The following is an 18,414-nucleotide window of genomic DNA, read 5'->3' on the forward strand; positions in this document are numbered from 1 at the left end:
CTTCACGTACTTGGGGGAGGCTCAGGCGCCTTCGACGCCGATGTCGAACGCGGACTCGCTGTCGGCCTTCGAGTAGGAGCGGAACGCGATATGCGTGACCGTGCTCAGCACACCGGGGACCTTGCCGATCTTCGCCGGGATCAGATCCGCGAGGTCCTCGTGGGCCGCGACGCGGACCGAGGCGATCAGATCGACATCGCCCGCACAGGAATAGACCTCGCGGACACCCTCGATGTCCGCGATCGCCTGTGCCGCCTCGGGGATGGCATCGGCTTCGACCTGGATCAGCACGATCGCCGTGATCAAAGGGTCCTCCTACGTCGGTGAATCCGGTGCCGGAATCCTAGCCCGCCACTCGTTCCAGTGCCGTCGCGCTCGCCGCCAAGTCGAGCCATTCCTGCCAGCCGCCCGCGGCGGCGGGCTCCGCCCAAGGACGCGTCGTGCGCACGAGACGGACGCCCGGGCGGGTCAGCCAGCGCAGCAGGATGCCGATCTCCTCCGGGATCGCGCCGAAGAGCGGTCCCGGCCCCGGGATCACCGTCTCCGCGGACGCCACGAGCATCTCGACGACGGGCATCGGCGGCACGCCGCGCCGGGCGACCCCCGCCGACGCGAGCCTGCCGTGCCGGATCACCGCCAGTTCCCAGCCGCCGTTGCCGTCCGGCCCGGCCGCGATCAGCTCCGGGATACCCGCCAGCGCCGACTGCCGGTGCGCCCGGCCGACCGCGCGGATCAGGCCGGCCAGGTGATCGCGATGCTGGGCGGCCTGTTCGTAGTGCTCCGCCGCGGACAGCCGGGCCAGCTGATCGGCGGCGGCCCGCAGCGGACGTCCGTCCGTCCCGGCGATGAGCCCGGACACCGCCAGCACGCTCGGCCGGTACGCCTCGACCGTCTGCTTCCCGGCGCACGGCGCCCCGCAGCGCCCGAGCTCGGCGAGGACACAGGGCGTCCCGTTCGGCGCCGTCGCCGAGATGCGCTGGGTGCACGTCCGCAGGCCCGAGGCGCCGGCGAGGGTGTCCGCCGCGGTCCGGGCGTCGGTCTGGGTGCGAAAGGGCCCCAGCATCCCGTCTCGCGGCATACGGACCACCGACAGGCGTGGGAACGCCTCCTCGGTCAGCGCGACCCACCAGGCGTGCCGTGGGTTCTTGGAACGGCGGTTGTACATCGGGCGGTGGGCGGCGATCAGCCGCAGCTCCCGGACGGCCGCCTCCAGCGCGTGCGCGCATTCGACCGCGTCGACCCGTTCGGCCAGCGCGACCATCTCCCGGATCCGGCCCCGGCTTTCCGAACCGGTGAAGTACTGCCGCACCCGGCGGCGCAGATCGGACGACGTCCCGACGTAGAGGACCTCGTCGCTCGGGCCGCGGAACAGGTAGACGCCGGGCCTCGACGGCAGATGCTCGGCCAGCGAACGTTTGCGGCGCTGGGCGGCGGTCACCTCGGGCAGATAGTCCAGCAGCTCCTCGAGGGTGTGGACGCCGAGGTTGCCCACCCGTTCCAGCAGGGCGTGCAGGACGTCGACGGTGGCGCGCGCGTCCGCGAGCGCGCGGTGGTTCGGCGTCGTGCGCGCGCCGAACAACGCGGCCAGCGCGGAAAGCCGGTAGCTGGGCGTCTCGTCGCGGGAGATGACGCGGCGGGCGAGCCGGACCGTGCAGACGACGGCCGTCTTCGGCCAGTGGTAGCCGTGGCCTTCGCAGGCCGCGCGCATGAAGCCGGTGTCGAAGGCGGCGTTGTGCGCGACGAGCACGGCACCGGAGATGAACTCGAGGAACGCGGGCAGCACGCGCTCGATGCGGGGAGCGTCGTAGACCATCGCGCCGGTGATGCCGGTGAGCTCGACGATCTGCGGCGGGATCGGCATCCCCGGATTGACGAAGGTGGCGAATTCGCCGACGACCTCGCCGGCGCGGATCTTGACCGCGCCGATCTCGGTGATCCCGTCCGGACCGGGTTTCGTCCCCGTGGTCTCCAGGTCGAATACGACGAAAGTGATGTCCCGCAAAGGAGTTCCCAGCTCGTCGAAGGCGAGTTGCGCCGCGCCGGGCCGCCGTCCGGTGTCCATGGTCGGGCACAGTAGGGGCGGGCACCGACAATCCTGGGGCGTCCCATCCAGCGCGCCCCGAGGGGATGGGGCCTACGCTGGAGCGATGCAACCGCAGCCCGCAGTGCCCGAAACGCCCGAGGACGCCACCGGCGGCCCCTCGGGTGTCGTGGCGTCCGCGGGCGCGCAGGAGACGGCCGAAGAGGTGCCCGCCGAAGGCTGGACGGCCTTGCCGGAGACCGTACGGGAGCGGATCGCCGAGCTGGCGGCCGCCGCCGTCGGCAAACTGCCGTCCGCCGACGTGCCGAGGCAGCTGCGCCCGGTCGCGAAGTTCGCGCCGGCGAAACGCGCGAAACTCGGCGGGACGGCGTTGCTCGCCGCGTTGGGGGAGTCTTCGCAGTTCCGCGTCGCGGTCACCGAATGGCTGCGCGACCACCGCAAGGACGCCCTCGACCCGAACGCCCCCGATTCCGTCGCCGCCGCGGCCGCCGCCGTGCTCCTCGGCGAGGCGGGCGCGGCCGGACGGGTCCGGCTGGTGGCGAAGAACGCCGAGGAGACGGCGTTGCGCGCCGAACGCGACGCCGCGCTGGCCCGCAACCAGCGGCTGGAGGCCGAGCTGGCCCAGCTGCGCGAAGAGTTGCGCGAGGCCAAGGAGATCGCCAGTGGCGCGCGGGGAGAACGCGACGCCGAGGTCGAGAAGCTGCTGAAACGCTTGCGGGAACAAGGTGTCCAGCTGCGCCAGGCGAAGGACGCAGTCGCCGAGGCGCACGCCCAGCTGGAGAGCGGCGGCGCCGAGAACGCTGAGGAGATCAAGGCGCTGAAGGCCCAGCTGGACCGTGAGCGGCAGCGTGTCGCGGCAGAGCGGGCGCGGGCCGAGAAGGCCGTCACGGACGCCGAGATCGCCCGTCAGTCCGCGCGCGAGGCGCGTCAGGCCGACGAGGTCAGGCTCGGGCTGCTGCTGGACACGATCGAAGGCGCCGTCGGCGGGCTGCGCCGGGAACTTTCGGTGAGCGCGCGGGGACAGCGGCCGGCGGACATGGTCCGCGGCGCGACGTCGGGTATCGGGGCGGGCGGCAAGATCCAGGACGTCACCGGGCTCGACCGGCATCTCGCGCTGCCCAACGTGCACCTGATCGTCGACGGCTACAACGTCACGAAGACCGGGTATCCCGAGCTGGCGCTTTCCGATCAGCGCGACCGGCTGATCCACCAGCTCTCCGCGCTCGCCGCGCGGACCTCGGCCGAGGTCACCGTGGTGTTCGACGGCGCCGGTGTGCTCTCCGTGCCCGCGGCGGTCCCGCGCGGGGTGCGGGTGCTGTTCTCCGAACGCGGCGTCCTCGCGGACGACGTCATCCGGTCCCTGGTCGCCGCGGAGCCGCCAGGGCGGCCGATGGTGGTCGCGAGTACGGACCGGGCGGTGGCGGATTCGGTGCGGCGCAAGGGCGCGCACCCGGTGCCGTCGGCGGTGCTGGTCTCGCGGCTCAGCCGGGTCTAGTTCTCGTAACTCGCGTGATCGAAGGCGTAACTCGCGTGACTGGGGACGTAACTCGCGTGATCGAAGGCGTACCTGGTCCAAACACGTGAGTTACGCCTCTGATCACGTGAGTTACGGCTCTGATCACGCGTGATCGGGCTGGACGTACGTGCCGTCCCGGTGGGCTCACAAGGCCGAAACTGTCGGTGGTCGCTCTTAATGTGCACCTCACCACTGAAAGTGAGGAGTTCGAGATGCACGACAAGGCCATCGCCGATATAGCCGACATAGAGACGCTCGTCATCGATTGCGACCGGTGCGCGGTCCGCGGTGACGCATGTCATGACTGTGTCGTCAGCGTCCTTCTCGGCGCCCCGCCGTCGCTCGAATGGGACGCCGACGAACGGAAAGCGGTCGACGCGCTCGCGGAAGCGGGGATGGTCCCGCGCCTCCGGATGGTCGCGATCGTGGAGCAGGAGCGCCGGAAAACCGCCTGAGACACGCCACTACCGGGGCATTCGGCGAGTGGTCGATCCGATCGGGTGAACGGTAGGTAGTCGCGACAGGTCCCAGGATGTAACGCCCGTCACATGTTTCCGCTCATGCTGGTCCGAAGGTGTTTCGGCGCATCACGCAGAGTTTTTGCGCCTGGCATGGTGGACGTCGTGCCCGTGGTTTCGTAACCTGTCCGAGATCTCGTGGCCGGAAGTCGTCGCCAGACGACGACACGGGATCGCCACCGAGGCAGCTTTGTCGGGGAGTTGCATCAGAACCAGCCGTGCGCCAAACCTGTTGCGATAGCTCTCGGCCAGGCGCAAGGCGGGAACGCGGGGAACCGCGCGGGCCTCACGGCCGGCGACGCGGCTTCGCGGAAGAGGGCCCCCGACCTCTTCGTCCCGGGTTCCGAGTCGGTGGCCGACAGCAAAGGAGACACGCGCGACCGTGCAGTCGCATCCAGTGAAGCGCGTGGTGTCAGGAGCTTTGGCCGCGGCCGCGGTGATCACCGCGGTGACCGTCGTCCAGGCCCCGGCCACTGCCGCCCCAGGCCCCGCCCTCCAGCAACCCCCGTCCGGCTCGGACGCGCTCGCCAGGTACCGCGACCTCGCGGCACAGGCGGAGAAGGCGAACGAAGACCTCCTCAAGGCGAAGGACGACCTCGCCGCGAAGCAGAGCGAGCTCGACAAGGCGACCGCCGACGCCGCCGCCGCCAAGGAACTCGGTGTCAAGGCGGCCGGTGACGAGAAGACGTTCCAGGCCGAGGTGAACAAGTTCGCCGGTGCCTCCTTCACCAGCGGTGTGCAGCTGAACAAGCTGTCGTCGCTGCTGTCGGGCGCGTCGACCCAGGACTTCCTGGAGCGCTCCTCGGCGCTCGAGGTCCTCGCCGCGAACAAGAACACCGCGCTGAACAACCTGAGCGGTGCCGTCGCCCAGGCCGCGGCCGCCGCCAAGCAGGCGGCGGACGCGCAGAACGCGGCCACCGCCGCCCGTGACACGGCCGCCAAGCTGACCACGGACATCGAAGCGCGGCAGAAGACGCTGAACGACCAGCTCGCGGAGATCCAGCGCGCGAGCAACAACCTCAGCGCCTCGGACCGCAACGCTCAGAAGGACAAGGGCGGCGCGTTCCCCAACGTGCCCGCTCCGGGTCCCGCCGCGGCGACCGCGCTGGCGGCCGCCAAGAGCAAGCTCGGCAGCCCGTACGGCTGGGGCGACACCGGGCCGTCGTCGTTCGACTGCTCCGGTCTGATGCTCTGGGCGTACAAGCAGGCCGGGCTCACCCTGCCGCGGTCGAGCCGTCAGCAGTCGACCTTCGGCGCCGCTGTGCAGCGTTCGCAGCTTCAGCCGGGTGACCTGGTGTTCTACAACTCGCCGGTCTCCCACGTCGGCATGTACGTCGGCAACGGCATGATGGTGCACGCGCCGACCACCGGTGACGTCGTCAAGGTGTCGCCGCTGCAGAACAACTACGTCGGCGCCCGTCGCCCGACGGCCTGACGAACAGACGAAAAGGGGCGGTACCGCGCAGGCGGTGCCGCCCCTTTCGCATGCGGCGGGCCAAGTAGCCTGCAGGGGTGCTGAGGACCCTGCTGGTGACCAACGACTTCCCGCCCCGGCCAGGCGGTATCCAGAACTACCTGAACTCGCTGGCCACCCGCCTGCCCGCCGACGACCTGGTCGTCTACGCGCCGTCCTGGGAATCGAGCACCGGCTCGCACGGCGAGTTCGACGCCGCCGCCCCGTTCGAGGTGGTGCGCCACCCGACGTCGCTGATGCTGCCGACGCCGGACGTGCTCAAACGGGCCAAGGAGATCATGCGCGCCCGCGACTGCGAGGCCGTCTGGTTCGGCGCCGCGGCGCCGCTGGCGCTGCTGGGGCATCCGCTGCGGTCCGCGGGCGCCCGACGGGTTCTGGCGTCCACGCATGGCCACGAGGTCGGCTGGTCGATGCTGCCGGGCTCCCGGCAGGCGTTGCGGCGCATCGGCGACACCGTCGATGTGATCACCTACGTCAGCAAGTACACGCGCTCCCGGTTCTCCGCCGCTTTCGGCCCGATGGCGGGGCTGGAGATGCTCCCGTGCGGCGTGGACACCGCCCTCTACCGCCCGGATCCGGCCGCGGGCAAGGAGATCCGCGAGCGGCACGGGCTCGGCGACCGGCCGACGATCGTCTGCGTTTCGCGGCTGGTCCCGCGCAAGGGCCAGGACATGCTGATCAAGATCCTGTCCGAGCTCCGCAAGCGGATCCCGGACGTGGCGCTGCTGCTCGTCGGCGGCGGCCCGTACCGCAAGACGCTCACCGGGCTCGTCGAGGCGATGGGCGTCGGAGACAGCGTCGTCATCACCGGATCGGTGCCGTGGAAGGAGCTGCCCGCGCACTACAACGCGGGTGACGTCTTCGCGATGCCGGCGCGGACGCGCGGGAAGGGGCTCGACGTCGAGGGCCTCGGCATCGTGTACCTGGAGGCCTCGGCGACCGGGCTGCCGGTCGTCGCCGGGAATTCCGGTGGCGCGCCGGAAACGGTGCTGGACGAGGTCACCGGGCACGTCGTCGACGGCCGTGACGAGCGGCAGCTGCGGGAGACGCTGGCCGCGTTGCTGGCGGATCCGGTGCGGGCGCGGCGGATGGGTGCCGCCGGCCGCGACTGGGTCGGCGAGAACTGGCGCTGGGACACCATGGCGGGCAGGCTTTCCGGGCTGCTCGATGGTGACCCCGTCGCGGCGGTGCGCTGAGTGTCCGTTGGTGAACCCGCGCCGCGACCTGGTAAAGCTCGTTCCGGTGGGTGATCAGGGGCGCCCTGCCACCGCGATAGCGGGGCCTTCGGCCGGGCGGGGTTCACGCGTTACGTCCGTTCTACGAGGCCGTCCTCAGCTCCGCCGACAGGCTCTGAGGCGTCAGGGTTCGTAGCGCGCCGGATGCTTCGGATCGTCGACGCGGATCACCACGTCGGACAGCGCCGACGGGTCGACTTCCTGTTCGTAGCGTTCATAGGCGGGCAGCGCCCATTGCTCGGGCACCCGCCGCTTGAGCGCGGCGGGCGAGAGCCACAGGTGCACGCTCAGGTCGAACGCGAGCCCCGCCCCGAAGAGGAATTCACCGTCCAGCAGGACGACGCCACCCTCGGGCAGGCCGACGCGCTCGGCACGCGTGGCGCGATCGCGGACCGGATCCCACAGCGACGGGAGGACCAGCCCGCTGCCGTCCTCGGCGAGCGGGTCCAGCACCTCGCGCCGCAGGGCACCGAGGTCGAGCCAGTCGGTGTAGCGCGAATCCGGGTCTTCCTTGCCACGTTCGAAACGCAACGAGGCCGGCCTGAGGAAGTCGTTCGCCGAGACCCGCAACACCGCGTGACCGGCGACCCGCAGGGGATCGACCAGGGCGTCGGCGAGTTCTGTGGTGTTGGTCGCACCGGCCGCGCCGTCGATCGCGACCGCGATCCGGCGGCGGCCCGTGATCGCCGTGATGCGCTGGGTCAGTTCGGAGACCAGCAGAGCGGGAGAAATCGGACGGTAGCGCACAGACAGAGATCCTCCACCCGGACCGGTGACTGTCGCACGGTACACCCGATGGGATGATGGCCCGGTGGTGAAAGCAACGGCCAAGACAGCCGGAAGTGGTTGGCAGGTAGGCGTTTCCCAGACGGTGCCGTACACCAGCACCCAGGTCTGGGACTTCCTGGTCGGACGCGAGGGTGTCGGGATCTGGCTCGGCCCCGGCGCCGAGCTCGGCACCGAGCTGGGCGCGGCGTACGAGACGGCGAACGGGACGACCGGCGAGATCCGCGGTCGCTCCGAGGGCGACAAGCTCCGCCTGACCTGGCGGCCGAAGGATTGGGACCACGACTCGACCCTGCAGATCACGGTGAGCGGAACCGAGCAGAAGACCACGCTCCGCTTCCACCAGGAGTGGCTCGCGGGCGCCGACGAGCGTGAGGAACAGCGGGCATACTGGACCGAAGTGACCGAGCGGGTGGTGGCCGCGCTGGCCGAACGCTGACCGTCGCGCCGGGGGAGCTCCAGGCCGCCGCGGCGAAGATGCACGCCTACCTCTTCGACCTCATCGAGGAGAAGCGCGCCGACGTCACGCGGTCGGGCCGGAAGCCTTGCGGTGGCTGAAAAGCACGCTCGTCCACGGCCTGGAAACCCTCCCTGTGCGCCTGCGCTGAGGGGCGGGTGTCGTAGGGTCGCCGGATGGACGCCGCCGAACTCCTCGCGCTCGACGCGGAACACGTCTGGCACCCGTACGGGCCGATGCCGAGCACGATCGATTCCCTGCTCGTACGGGAGGCGAGCGGTGTCCGGCTCACCCTCGACGACGGCCGTGAGCTGGTCGACGGCATGTCGTCCTGGTGGGCGGCGATCCACGGCTACCGGAACCCGGTGCTGGACGCGGCGCTGGCCGAACAGGCGGGCCGGATGAGCCACGTGATGTTCGGCGGGCTCACCCACGAACCGGCCATCAGGCTGGCGAAGACGCTGGTCGACCTCGCTCCGGACGGGCTGCGGCACGTCTTCCTGTGCGATTCGGGGTCGGTGTCGGTCGAGGTCGCGGTCAAGATGTGCCTGCAGTACTGGCAGTCGTTGGGGCGCAAGGAAAAGCGGCGCCTGATGACCTGGCGCGGCGGCTACCACGGCGACACGTTCACGCCGATGAGCGTCTGCGATCCCGAGGGCGGGATGCACTCGCTGTGGCGCGGGATCCTGCCGGACCAGCTGTTCCTGCCCAAACCGCCCGGCGGTTTCGCCGACGAGCCGGATCCGGCGTACCTCGAACTGCTCGCGACCGAGATCGAGCGGCACGCGGGCGAGCTGGCCGCGATCATCGTCGAGCCGGTCGTGCAGGGTGCCGGCGGAATGCGGTTCCACCCGCCCGCGTACCTGCGCGCGCTGCGCGAGATCACCGAGGCCAACGGCGTCCTGCTCATCTTCGACGAGATCGCCACCGGTTTCGGCCGCACCGGCACGATGTTCGCCGCCGAACACGCCGGCGTCACGCCGGACGTCCTGTGCCTCGGCAAAGCGCTGACCGGCGGGTACCTCACGATGGCGGCCGCGCTGTGTACGCCGGAGATCGCCGACGGGATCTCGCGCGGCGAGCTGCCGGTGCTGGCGCACGGCCCGACGTTCATGGCGAACCCGCTGTCCTCGGCCGTCGCCAACGCCTCGCTGGGGATCCTGGCCGAGGGCGGCTGGAAGTCCGACGTCCCGCGGATCGAGGCGGCGCTGAAAGCCGGGCTCGAACCGGCTCGCGAGCTGCCCGCGGTCGCCGACGTGCGGGTGCTCGGCGCCATCGGCGTCGTGGAGCTGGACCATGCCGTGGACATGGCGATGGCGACCGAGGTCCTCACCGCGAACGGGGTCTGGCTGCGCCCGTTCCGGAACCTGATCTACACGATGCCGCCCTACATCTCCCAGGCGGACGACCTCGCCGCGATCACCTCCGCAATGGTCTCGGCCGCCCAAAAAGCGTAAAAACGGCAAAATTCAGCCCAAAGAGTGTGACAGCGGCCACAGCAAACGGGAGACGCCACGCTGGGTACAGAGCGTGGTCGCGAGTTGATCTTGGTCAAGCGAACGGGCGAGTCCGATCGAGGTCCAACTCGGGCACTTTGTCGTCAAAGCGTGGTTCGTCCTAGTTCCCTGGTGCACAAGCAAACCTGAGAATCCTTTGCGTAGCGGACTTTTGCGCGCCGATCGGGTTTCCTGCCCCCATGATCGACTTCGTTGGTGACGAGCACGACACCGGGCCTCCGGGCCGCCGCAATCCCGCATCGACCCTCCTGAAGAACCTCCGCCACGACCTCCCGGCTTCGGTCGTCGTCTTCCTCGTGGCCGTCCCGCTTTCGCTCGGCGTCGCACACGCCGCCGGGGCCCCCTTGCTCGCCGGACTCGTCTCCGCCGTCGTCGGCGGGATCGTCGCGAGCCTCTTCGGCGCCTCCGTCCTGCAAGTCAGCGGTCCCTCCGCCGCGCTGACCATCGTCATCGCGGAGACCATCGCCACCTTCGGCTGGGCGGCCACCTGCGCGATCACCGCCGCGGCGGGCGTGGTCCAGATCCTCTTCGGCGTCTGCCGCGTCGCGCGGGCCAGCCTGGTGATCTCGCCCGCCATCGTGCACGGCCTGCTCGCCGGGATCGGCCTGATCCTGGTCCTCGGCCAGCTGCACGTCGTGCTCGGTGGCACGCCGCGGAGTTCCGCGATCGAGAACGTCCTCGCGCTGCCGGGCCGGATCGTCGGGCACCACGACCAGGCCGCGCTGATCGGTGTCGTCACCGTCGGTGTTCTGCTGGCCTGGACGCGGATGCCGCGTTCGGTGCGCCGCGTCCCCGGCCCGCTCGCCGCCGTCGCGCTGGCGACCGGCCTCTCCGTGGCGGCCGGGATGGACCTGCCGCGCGTCGACCTCCCGAACGGCTTGCCAGGGCTGGGTTTCGTCCCCGAGGCGCCGTCCGGTTCCTGGGCCGCGATCATCGCCGCCGTCCTCTCCATCGCGCTCATCGCCAGCCTGGAGAGCCTGCTTTCCGCCGTCGCCATCGACAAACTCCGCGAGGGGCGGCGCACCGACCTCGACCGTGAACTGATCGGGCAGGGCCTGGCGAACGTCGCTTCCGGGTCGCTCGGCGGATTCCCGGTCACCGGCGTCGTCGTGCGCACCATGACCAACTTCGAAGCGGGCGCCCGCACCCGGATGTCGGCGACCCTGCACAGCGTCTGGATCCTCGGCTGCTGCCTGTTCCTGGCGGGCGTGCTGCGGCTGATCCCGCTGGCCGCGCTCGCCGGCCTCCTCGTCTACGTCGGCGCGAAACTGGTCAACCTCACCAATCTCCGCGAGGTCCGCCGCCACGGCGATCTGCCGGTCTACCTCGCGACCCTGCTCGGCGCGGTCGCGGTGGACCTGCTCACCGGCGTCGCCGCGGGAATCGTGGTGGCGCTCGGGCTGATGCTGCGCCGGATGCTGTTCTCCGGCATCCACGTCGAACGGGACGGCCCTCGGAGCCGCGTCGTCATCGAAGGCGCGCTCACTTTCCTTTCCGTGCCAAGGCTCACGACCGTTCTCGCCGAAGTGCCCGGACGTTCGGAGGTGACGCTCGAACTGTTCGTCGACTACCTCGACCACGCCGCTTTCGACTGCCTGCGCGGCTGGCAGCGCGCGTACGAACGCGCCGGGGGGACCGTGATCGTCGACGAGATCGGGCATCCGTGGTTCGGCCGCGGCAAGGCGGGCGTCCCGACCGTGCGCCGCGGTGTCGCCTCCCGCGTGGTGCCGCGGTGGCTCGCGCCGTGGTCGCAATGGCAGGCCGAACATCTCGAACTGCCGAGCCAGCGCGGTGGCAGCGTTCCGTTGTGCCGTGGTGCTTCCGAGTTCCAGCGGCGGACGGCGCCGCTGCTGCGGAGCACGTGGGACGGGCTGGCGAACGGGCAACGGCCGCACACGTTGTTCGTCACCTGCGGCGACGCGCGGATCGTGCCGAACCTGATCACCACCAGCGGGCCGGGCGACCTGTTCACCGTGCGGAACATCGGAAATCTCGTCCCGCACGCCAGTGCCGAGGCGGATTTCTCTGTGGGGGCGGCGATCGAGTACGCCGTCGGGCTGCTGCGGGTACGGGAAGTGGTGGTGTGCGGGCATTCCGGCTGCGGGGCGATGAAGGCGCTGCTCGGTGACGCGCCCACCGGTCTCGTGCACCTCGGTGGCTGGCTGCGCCACGGCGAGGCGACTTTGCGGCGCAGGGAAAGCGAAGGGCCGGTGCTGCTCGACGGCGCCCGTCCCGGCCACGAGGCGGATCTGCTCGCGTTGCACAACGTGGTGCAGCAACTGGAAAACCTGCGCTCGTACCCGGTGGTGGAGGCCGCGCTGGCGCGTGGCGAACTCCGGTTGACGGGGATGTACTTCGACGTCGGGAAGGCGAACGTGTACCTGCTCGACGAAGCGATGCGGTCGTTCACTTCGGCCGCGACCCCGGTGAAGTCCTGAGTTCTCCGCGAGTCCGTGAAGGCCTCCTTGCCTACCTTCAGGGTAGGGAAGGAGGCCTTCACGGACTGTCGAGTTGACCGGGCGGCCGACCGATACATCCCAGGATTCGGGAGCCCGTAAGGCTTTTCGCAATGCCGCGGACACCTTCGGGCAACAAAACAGGCCGAAAGTGGGCCACGCCACCCGCCAGTGGGGTGATATTCACTCGATAGGGTGGTGCATATCGGACAATTCACCAGTTACCTGGTGATCATGATGGTGATCATCAAGAAACCTCTCGCCGTGCTCCGGCACGACCTGCCCGCCTCGTTGGTGGTGTTCCTCGTCGCCGTCCCGCTGTCACTCGGGATCGCTCTCGCGTCAGGGGCGCCGATCGTCGCGGGGTTGATCGCCGCCGTGGTGGGAGGTGTGGTCGCCGGTGCCCTCGGCGGCTCCGCCCTCCAGGTAAGCGGCCCGGCCGCCGGGTTGACGGTGATCATGGCCGAGACCATCGCGACCTTCGGCTGGGCGACCACCTGCGCGATCACCGTCGTCGCGGGGGCGCTCCAGATCCTGCTGGGCCTGAGCCGCATCGCCCGCGCGGCGCTCGCGATCTCGCCCGCCATCGTCCACGGCATGCTCGCCGGTATCGGGGTCACGATCGTCCTCGGCCAGCTCCACGTCGTACTGGGCGGAACGGCCCAGAGCTCGGCGCTCAAGAACATCGCCGAACTGCCCGCGCAGATCGTCGGCCACCACGACACCGCCGCGTTGATCGGCGTGCTCACCATCGGCATCCTGCTGCTGTGGCCGCGGCTTCCCGCCTCCGTCCGCAAGGTGCCCGGCCCGCTCGCCGCGATCGCGCTGGTGACCGTGCTGTCCGTCGCCGCCGGGATGACGCTTCCCCGCGTCGACCTTCCGGGCGACCTGCTCAACATCCGCTTCGCGCCGGAATTCCCGGACGCGGGCTGGGGCGCGTTCGCCGTCGCGGTCATCACCATCGCGCTGATCGCCAGTGTGGAAAGCCTGCTCTCCGCCGTCGCCGTCGACAAGATGCACACCGGACCGCGGTCGAACCTCGACCGCGAGCTGATCGGGCAGGGCGCCGCGAACATGACCTCGGGCGCGCTGGGCGGCCTCCCGGTCACCGGCGTGATCGTCCGCAGCTCCACCAACGTCGCCGCCGGCGCCCGCACCCGCGTGTCCGCGATCCTGCACGGCGTCTGGATCCTGGTGTTCGTCGCCGCGTTCGCCGGGCTGATCCAGAACATCCCGCTCGCCGCGCTGGCGGGCCTGCTCGTCCACGTCGGCGCGAAACTGGTCAACCCCGGCCACATGAAGCAGGTCCTCAAACACGGAGACCTGGGGCTGTACCTGGTGACGCTCGCCGGGGTCGTCGTCTTCGACCTGCTCACCGGAGTCCTGCTCGGGATCGCGCTTTCGGTGCTGCTGATGCTCCGGCGCACGGTGTGGTCCGGGATCCACGCCGAACGCGCCGGTGACGAATGGCGCGTCGTCGTCGAAGGCGTCCTGACGTTCCTTTCGGTACCGAGGCTGAGCCGGGTGCTCGCGACCGTGCCCGACGGCGCGAAGGTGACCCTGGAGCTGGTCGTCGACTACCTCGACCACGCCGCCTTCGAAAGCCTCTCGAACTGGCAGCAGGCGCACGAACGCGCCGGCGGGCAGGTGATCGTCGACGAGGTCGGGCATCCGTGGTTCGCCAACGGCAAATCCGGCGACCCCACGCTGACCAGGACGGCCGCGATGCGGTCGGTGCCGCGGTTCCTCGCGCCGTGGTCCGACTGGCAGGCCAAGGACGTCGAGGTGCCCGGTCAGCGCGGCGGGCCGACCCTGCGCGGGGCGACCGAGTTCCAGCGGCGCACGGCCGCGCTCATGCAGCCCGCGCTCAGCAGACTGGCTGGCGGCCAGTCGCCGCACACCCTGTTCATCACCTGCGGTGACGCGCGGATCGTGCCGAACATGATCACCACCAGCGGCCCCGGCGACCTGTTCACCGTCCGCAACATCGGGAACCTGGTGCCCGCCCGCCGGGCCGATCCGTCGATGGGTGCCACCGTCGAGTTCGCCGTCGGTGTGCTGAAGGTGCGCGAGATCGTGGTCTGCGGGCATTCCGGCTGCGGCGCGATGCAGGCGCTGGCCACCGGCGCCCCGGACGGCGCGCCGATGCTGGCCTCCTGGCTGCGGCACGCCGAGCCGAGCGCGAACCGCAAGGCGGCGGTGACCCTCGACGGTGAACGCCCGGAAACCGAGGTCGACCGGCTGGCCCTGCAGAACGTGCTGCAGCAGTTGGAGCACCTGCGCCACTACCCGCTGATCGCCGAGGCGGAGGCACGTGGCGAACTGCACCTGACCGGGATGTACTTCGACGTCGGCGCGGCGCAGGTCTACCTGTCCGACGACGAGAGCCCGGCGTTCGCACCGGTCGGCGCGGTCGCCGCCGTGCCCGAACAGGGGAGCTGACCGGCCCGTTCAGCCATCCTTCACCACGACCCACTAAGTTCAACGCACGTGAGCATGCTGGTCATGACCGGCACCGGTACGGGTGTCGGCAAGACGATCTCCACCGCCGCCATCGCCGCTCTGGCCGCCGGTCAGGGCCAGCGTGTCGCCGTGCTGAAACCGGCGCAGACCGGAGTGGGCCCGGACGAACCGGGCGACCTCGCCGACGTGCTCCGGCTCGCCGGTCCGGTCACCACCCGTGAGCTGCGGAGATACCCGGATCCGCTGTCGCCGGAGGCGGCCGCCAGGCTCTCGGGGCTCCCGACGTTGACCCCGAGCGAGATCGCCGCCGCGGCGAGCGATCTCAATGGCGAGCACGACCTCACGCTCATCGAGGGTGCGGGCGGCCTGCTGGTCCGCTTCGACGCCGCCGGGGCCACCCTTGCCGACGTCGCGTGGTCGCTGGGCGCGCTGGTCATCATCGTCGCGGAGGCCGGGCTGGGCACGCTCAACGCGACCGCCCTGACCGCCGAGGTCGCCACCAAACGCGGCCTCACCGTGGCCGGGGTGATCATCGGCTCGTGGCCCGACGAGCCGGATCTGGCGGCGGTGTCGAATCTGGCCGACCTGCCGGTCGCCGCCGGGGCCCCGCTGCTGGGCGTGCTGCCCGCCGGACTGGGCACGGCGGGGCCCGAGGAGTTCGCCGACCGGGCCAGGGCGGGTCTCTCGCCGTGGTTCGGCGGGGAGTTCGACCCCGAATGCTTCGTCGGCCGCGCGTCGGCCCAGAAGTGACCTGCGTCGCTGTGGCCGAGGCGCCCGGTCGTGCACGATGATGTGCCTTCGCTTCACCGCCCCACCCCGAACAGGAGCCGCCCCGTGACCACTGCCCCGGAGACCGTCGACATCCTCGCCGTGGCGCGTGACCAGGTCCTCGAGCGTGGTGTCGGGCTGAGCGAAGAGCAGATCCTCGAGGTCCTGCGGCTCGACGACGACCACCTGACCGACCTGCTGGCGCTGGCCCACGAGGTCCGGATGCGCTGGTGCGGCCCAGAGGTCGAGGTCGAGGGCATCATCAGCCTCAAGACCGGCGGCTGCCCCGAGGACTGCCACTTCTGCTCGCAGTCCGGCCGCTTCCCGACGCCGGTGCGTTCGGCGTGGCTGGACATCCCCGGCCTGGTCAAGGCCGCCCGCCAGACCGCCGAGACCGGCGCGACCGAGTTCTGCATCGTCGCCGCCGTCCGCGGCCCCGACAAGCGGCTGCTCTCGCAGGTCCGCGAGGGGATCAAGGCCATCCGCGAGGACGGCAACGACATCCAGATCGCCTGCTCGCTCGGCATGCTCACCCAGGAGCAGGTCGACGAGCTCGTCGAGATGGGCGTCCACCGCTACAACCACAACCTGGAGACCGCGCGCTCGCATTTCGCGAACGTCGTCACCACGCACACGTGGGAAGAGCGCTGGGAGACCCTGCGCATGATCCGCGAGGCGGGCATGGAGGTCTGCTGCGGCGGCATCATCGGCATGGGGGAGAGCATCGAGCAGCGCGCCGAGTTCGCCGCGCAGCTGGCCGAGCTGAACCCCGACGAGTGCACGATGAACTTCCTCATCCCGCAGCCGGGTACGCCGTACGAGGGATACGAGGTCGTCGAGGGCAAGGACGCGCTGCGGACCGTCGCCGCGTTCCGGCTGGCGATGCCCCGTCCGCTGCTCCGCTTCTCCGGCGGCCGTGAGCTGACCTTCGGTGACCTCGGCACCAAACAGGGCATGCTCGGCGGTATCAACGCGATCATCGTCGGCAACTACCTGACCAACCTCGGCCGCCCGGCCACCGCGGACCTGGCGATGCTCGAGGAGCTGAAGATGCCGGTGAAGGCGATCAGTGACGTCCTCTGACGAACCCGCGTTCTGCGTCCACTGTGGACAGCCGTCCGGCGGTGGCGCGGAACATCCCGCCTGCCACAACCCGAGAACGGCGCTCGAACCGCCGCGCTACTGCACGTACTGCGCGCGGCGGATGGTCGTCCAGATCACCCCGGTGGGCTGGACGGCCCGGTGCAGCCGTCACGGGGAACTCGACGGCTGACTTCCCGCGTTTCGTCCTCTGGATGCGGTGGTTGCACGCGCAACGACCGCATCCAGAGGACGAAACGCGGTGNAAGTAAGGCCTCGTGAGTGGCTAGGACGGTTCTAGCCAACGGTGTCTCAGATACCTACTGGCTTCCGGAGCGGGTGTCGCGAACGCCACTTTCGGGACACCAGATGTCTCGAAAGTGGCTTTCGCGACATGGTCGCCAGGGCGGTACCGGTCCGGGCACGGCCAACCCCAGCGCCCGACAGGGACCCGGCGAGTACATGAAGGCCCCCTTCCTGTACCTAGGCGCAAGGAAGGGGGCCTTCATGTACTGGGGAAGGTGTGAAGGTCGAGTTTCCTCGACTGAGCCGAGGGAACGGGCCTTCACGCGCGGCCACTGTCAGCCGCGGCCGAATCCAGTAGGTACCCCACATCCGACCCGGATCGCCGCTCACGAACCGCTGCCGCCTCAGTTCAGGTTCGAGGGGCGGGTGAACTCGCCGAGTTCTCCCGGCGGCATCGGCACGGCGCCGAGCGTGCTGAGGAACCCGGCCTCCCGCGTCAGCAGCCGGCACGCGATCCGCAGCCGCCGCAGCGGGTTCGTCTCCTCCAGCAGGCGCTGCCGGTCCTCCAGCGGGAGCAGGCAGTCCGCGGTGAGCCGGTACGCGAGCGCCGCGATGTCGCCGTCCTCGGGCGGGGTGGTCCAGTCGTCGGCGTGCCAGGCGGATTCGCAGTAGCGCCGGTGCGCGGCCTTCGCGACGTCGGCGAGCCTGTTCACGGTGTCGCCGGGTACCGACGCGACCCGGTCGTCGGGCACCCATTCGACCGCGCCGATCAGGTACGGCGCGGAAACACGGTCGATCTCGAGCAGCCGGAACCGGCGCCGCGCGGTGGTGACGACGTCGAATCTGCCGTCCGGCAGCCGTTTCGCCTCGCGCAGCACCGTGCTGCAGCCGACCTCGTGGACGTGCTCCGGCCCGCTGACCTCCCTGACCATCGCCGAACGCAGCGCGACGACGCCGAACTCGCGGTCCGGCACGACCTCGCCGACGAGGTCGGCCATCAGCTGCCGGTACCGCGGCTCGAAGATGTGCAACGGAAGGTGTGTTCCGGGCAGAAGCACGGTCTGTAGCGGGAACAGCGGCAAGATCGCCTTCCCGGTGGACTCCTCGCTCGGCTCGGTCACCCGTTCAAGGTACGGGGACCGGGAGGACTTCGCAGGACGGTCACTTCCCGGCGGGCGGGCGGAAGACCGCGAACGGGTCGGTGATCTGCATCCCCTTGCCCGCGAAGGAGAAGAGCGCCGCCGGACGTCCGCCGCTGCGCCCGGGCGGGGCGGTGTGCCCGGTGGGGACGAGCAGCCCGCGCCGGGACAGCACCCGCTGCAGGTTCGTCGCGGACACCCGGTAACCCAGCGCAGCCGAGTACAGGCCCCGCAACGCCGATACGGTGAACTCTTCCGGGGCGAGCGCGAACCCGAGATTCGTGTAGCAGAGCTTCGAGCGCAGCCGGTCCCGCGCGCGCAACACGATGGACTCGTGGTCGAACGCCGTGCGCGGCAGCTCGGAAACGTCGTGCCACTCGGTGTCTTCGGGTACCTCGGGGTCCACATCGGACGGTACGAGGCCGAGGAACGCCGTCGCGACGACCCGTGGTCCCGGCACCCGGTCCGGCGCGCTGAAGACCGCAAGTTGCTCCACATGCTTCAGCTGGCGTACGTCGACCTTCTCCGCGAGCTGCCGCCGGATGGACGCCTCGACGTCTTCATCCGGGCGAAGCCTGCCCCCGGGAAGGGACCAGCGGCCGAGATGCGGATCGAGGGCGCGCCGCCACAGCAGGACCCGGAGTGTGTCGGAGCGCACTTGCAGGACCGCTCCCAAAACCTCGTGGGCGAGGGGGGTCTGGGTGTTAAGATGACTTCG

Annotated in this window: 16 protein-coding genes; 11 read left to right on the plus strand and 5 right to left on the minus strand. The window is 70.3% G+C overall.

The window, feature by feature from the left end; all coding sequences use genetic code 11:
* Positions 1-21: 21 nt before the first annotated feature.
* Both ACXIZN_RS03180 and ACXIZN_RS03185 read right to left on the minus strand, forming a co-directional pair.
* On the minus strand, positions 22-306 hold the full coding sequence (locus tag ACXIZN_RS03180; RefSeq protein WP_005154220.1) for an Lrp/AsnC family transcriptional regulator: 285 nt from the start codon (positions 304-306) through the stop codon (positions 22-24).
* A gap of 37 nt (positions 307-343) precedes the next feature.
* Positions 344-2,062, minus strand: a complete 1,719-nt coding sequence (locus tag ACXIZN_RS03185) for a DEDD exonuclease domain-containing protein (protein ID WP_457952483.1) — start codon at positions 2,060-2,062, stop codon at positions 344-346.
* Between the two features lie 85 nt (positions 2,063-2,147).
* On the opposite strand from ACXIZN_RS03185, the gene ACXIZN_RS03190 reads away from it, so the two are divergent.
* From ACXIZN_RS03190 to ACXIZN_RS03205, 4 genes are all read left to right on the plus strand, one after another.
* Entirely contained in the window at positions 2,148-3,536 is a 1,389-nt protein-coding gene (locus ACXIZN_RS03190) for an NYN domain-containing protein (protein ID WP_457952484.1), read from the plus strand.
* Between the two features lie 233 nt (positions 3,537-3,769).
* Positions 3,770-4,012, plus strand: a complete 243-nt coding sequence (locus tag ACXIZN_RS03195; RefSeq protein WP_192741105.1) for a hypothetical protein — start codon at positions 3,770-3,772, stop codon at positions 4,010-4,012.
* A gap of 445 nt (positions 4,013-4,457) precedes the next feature.
* On the plus strand, positions 4,458-5,510 hold the full coding sequence (locus ACXIZN_RS03200; protein ID WP_457952485.1) for a C40 family peptidase: 1,053 nt from the start codon (positions 4,458-4,460) through the stop codon (positions 5,508-5,510).
* Between the two features lie 77 nt (positions 5,511-5,587).
* Positions 5,588-6,745, plus strand: a complete 1,158-nt coding sequence (locus ACXIZN_RS03205; protein WP_457952486.1) for a glycosyltransferase family 4 protein — start codon at positions 5,588-5,590, stop codon at positions 6,743-6,745.
* 162 nt (positions 6,746-6,907) lie between these two features.
* Here the strand turns inward: ACXIZN_RS03205 and ACXIZN_RS03210 are convergent, their stop codons facing one another.
* The gene (locus tag ACXIZN_RS03210) at positions 6,908-7,531 is read right to left on the minus strand and encodes a uridine kinase (RefSeq protein ID WP_457952487.1); all 624 of its coding nucleotides are present in this window, start codon (positions 7,529-7,531) and stop codon (positions 6,908-6,910) included.
* A 124-nt stretch (positions 7,532-7,655) separates the two neighbouring features.
* Between ACXIZN_RS03210 and ACXIZN_RS03215 the strand changes: the two genes are divergently transcribed.
* From ACXIZN_RS03215 to bsaP, 7 genes are all read left to right on the plus strand, one after another.
* The gene (locus ACXIZN_RS03215) at positions 7,656-8,009 is read left to right on the plus strand and encodes an SRPBCC domain-containing protein (RefSeq protein WP_126733768.1); all 354 of its coding nucleotides are present in this window, start codon (positions 7,656-7,658) and stop codon (positions 8,007-8,009) included.
* 194 nt (positions 8,010-8,203) lie between these two features.
* Positions 8,204-9,484 (plus strand): adenosylmethionine--8-amino-7-oxononanoate transaminase, encoded by a 1,281-nt coding sequence (locus ACXIZN_RS03220; RefSeq protein WP_457952488.1) that lies wholly within the window; start codon positions 8,204-8,206, stop codon positions 9,482-9,484.
* Positions 9,485-9,723: 239 nt separating this feature from the next.
* Positions 9,724-11,982 carry a bifunctional SulP family inorganic anion transporter/carbonic anhydrase gene (locus ACXIZN_RS03225; protein WP_457952489.1) on the plus strand — a complete coding sequence of 753 codons (2,259 nt, stop codon included), beginning with the start codon at positions 9,724-9,726 and terminating at the stop codon, positions 11,980-11,982.
* Positions 11,983-12,234: 252 nt separating this feature from the next.
* Positions 12,235-14,442 (plus strand): SulP family inorganic anion transporter, encoded by a 2,208-nt coding sequence (locus tag ACXIZN_RS03230; RefSeq protein WP_457960446.1) that lies wholly within the window; start codon positions 12,235-12,237, stop codon positions 14,440-14,442.
* Between the two features lie 54 nt (positions 14,443-14,496).
* Positions 14,497-15,213 carry a dethiobiotin synthase gene (gene bioD / locus ACXIZN_RS03235; protein ID WP_185927164.1) on the plus strand — a complete coding sequence of 239 codons (717 nt, stop codon included), beginning with the start codon at positions 14,497-14,499 and terminating at the stop codon, positions 15,211-15,213.
* Positions 15,214-15,297: 84 nt separating this feature from the next.
* The gene (gene bioB / locus ACXIZN_RS03240) at positions 15,298-16,314 is read left to right on the plus strand and encodes a biotin synthase BioB (protein WP_034321321.1); all 1,017 of its coding nucleotides are present in this window, start codon (positions 15,298-15,300) and stop codon (positions 16,312-16,314) included.
* The gene (bsaP, locus tag ACXIZN_RS03245) at positions 16,301-16,504 is read left to right on the plus strand and encodes a biotin synthase auxiliary protein BsaP (RefSeq protein WP_457952490.1); all 204 of its coding nucleotides are present in this window, start codon (positions 16,301-16,303) and stop codon (positions 16,502-16,504) included. The genes bioB and bsaP overlap by 14 nt, the downstream gene beginning before the upstream one ends.
* 457 nt (positions 16,505-16,961) lie before the next feature.
* Here the strand turns inward: bsaP and ACXIZN_RS03250 are convergent, their stop codons facing one another.
* Together ACXIZN_RS03250 and ACXIZN_RS03255 are read right to left on the minus strand one after the other, a co-directional pair.
* Positions 16,962-17,678, minus strand: a complete 717-nt coding sequence (locus ACXIZN_RS03250; RefSeq protein WP_126733757.1) for an LON peptidase substrate-binding domain-containing protein — start codon at positions 17,676-17,678, stop codon at positions 16,962-16,964.
* A 40-nt stretch (positions 17,679-17,718) separates the two neighbouring features.
* Entirely contained in the window at positions 17,719-18,354 is a 636-nt protein-coding gene (locus ACXIZN_RS03255; RefSeq protein ID WP_034321308.1) for an NUDIX hydrolase, read from the minus strand.
* Positions 18,355-18,414 lie beyond the last annotated feature (60 nt).

This window comes from Amycolatopsis sp. TRM77291 (genome assembly GCF_054166285.1).

Excerpts from the sequence above, each read along its gene's own strand:
- ACXIZN_RS03185 (WP_457952483.1), bottom strand. The coding sequence starts at position 2,062 with ATGGACACCGGACGGCGGCCCGGCGCGGCGCAACTCGCCTTCGACGAG.
- ACXIZN_RS03190 (WP_457952484.1), top strand. The coding sequence starts at position 2,148 with ATGCAACCGCAGCCCGCAGTGCCCGAAACGCCCGAGGACGCCACCGGC.
- ACXIZN_RS03195 (WP_192741105.1), top strand. The coding sequence starts at position 3,770 with ATGCACGACAAGGCCATCGCCGATATAGCCGACATAGAGACGCTCGTC.
- ACXIZN_RS03220 (WP_457952488.1), top strand. The coding sequence starts at position 8,204 with ATGGACGCCGCCGAACTCCTCGCGCTCGACGCGGAACACGTCTGGCAC.
- ACXIZN_RS03225 (WP_457952489.1), top strand. The coding sequence starts at position 9,724 with ATGATCGACTTCGTTGGTGACGAGCACGACACCGGGCCTCCGGGCCGC.
- ACXIZN_RS03230 (WP_457960446.1), top strand. The coding sequence starts at position 12,235 with ATGATGGTGATCATCAAGAAACCTCTCGCCGTGCTCCGGCACGACCTG.
- bioD (WP_185927164.1), top strand. The coding sequence starts at position 14,497 with ATGCTGGTCATGACCGGCACCGGTACGGGTGTCGGCAAGACGATCTCC.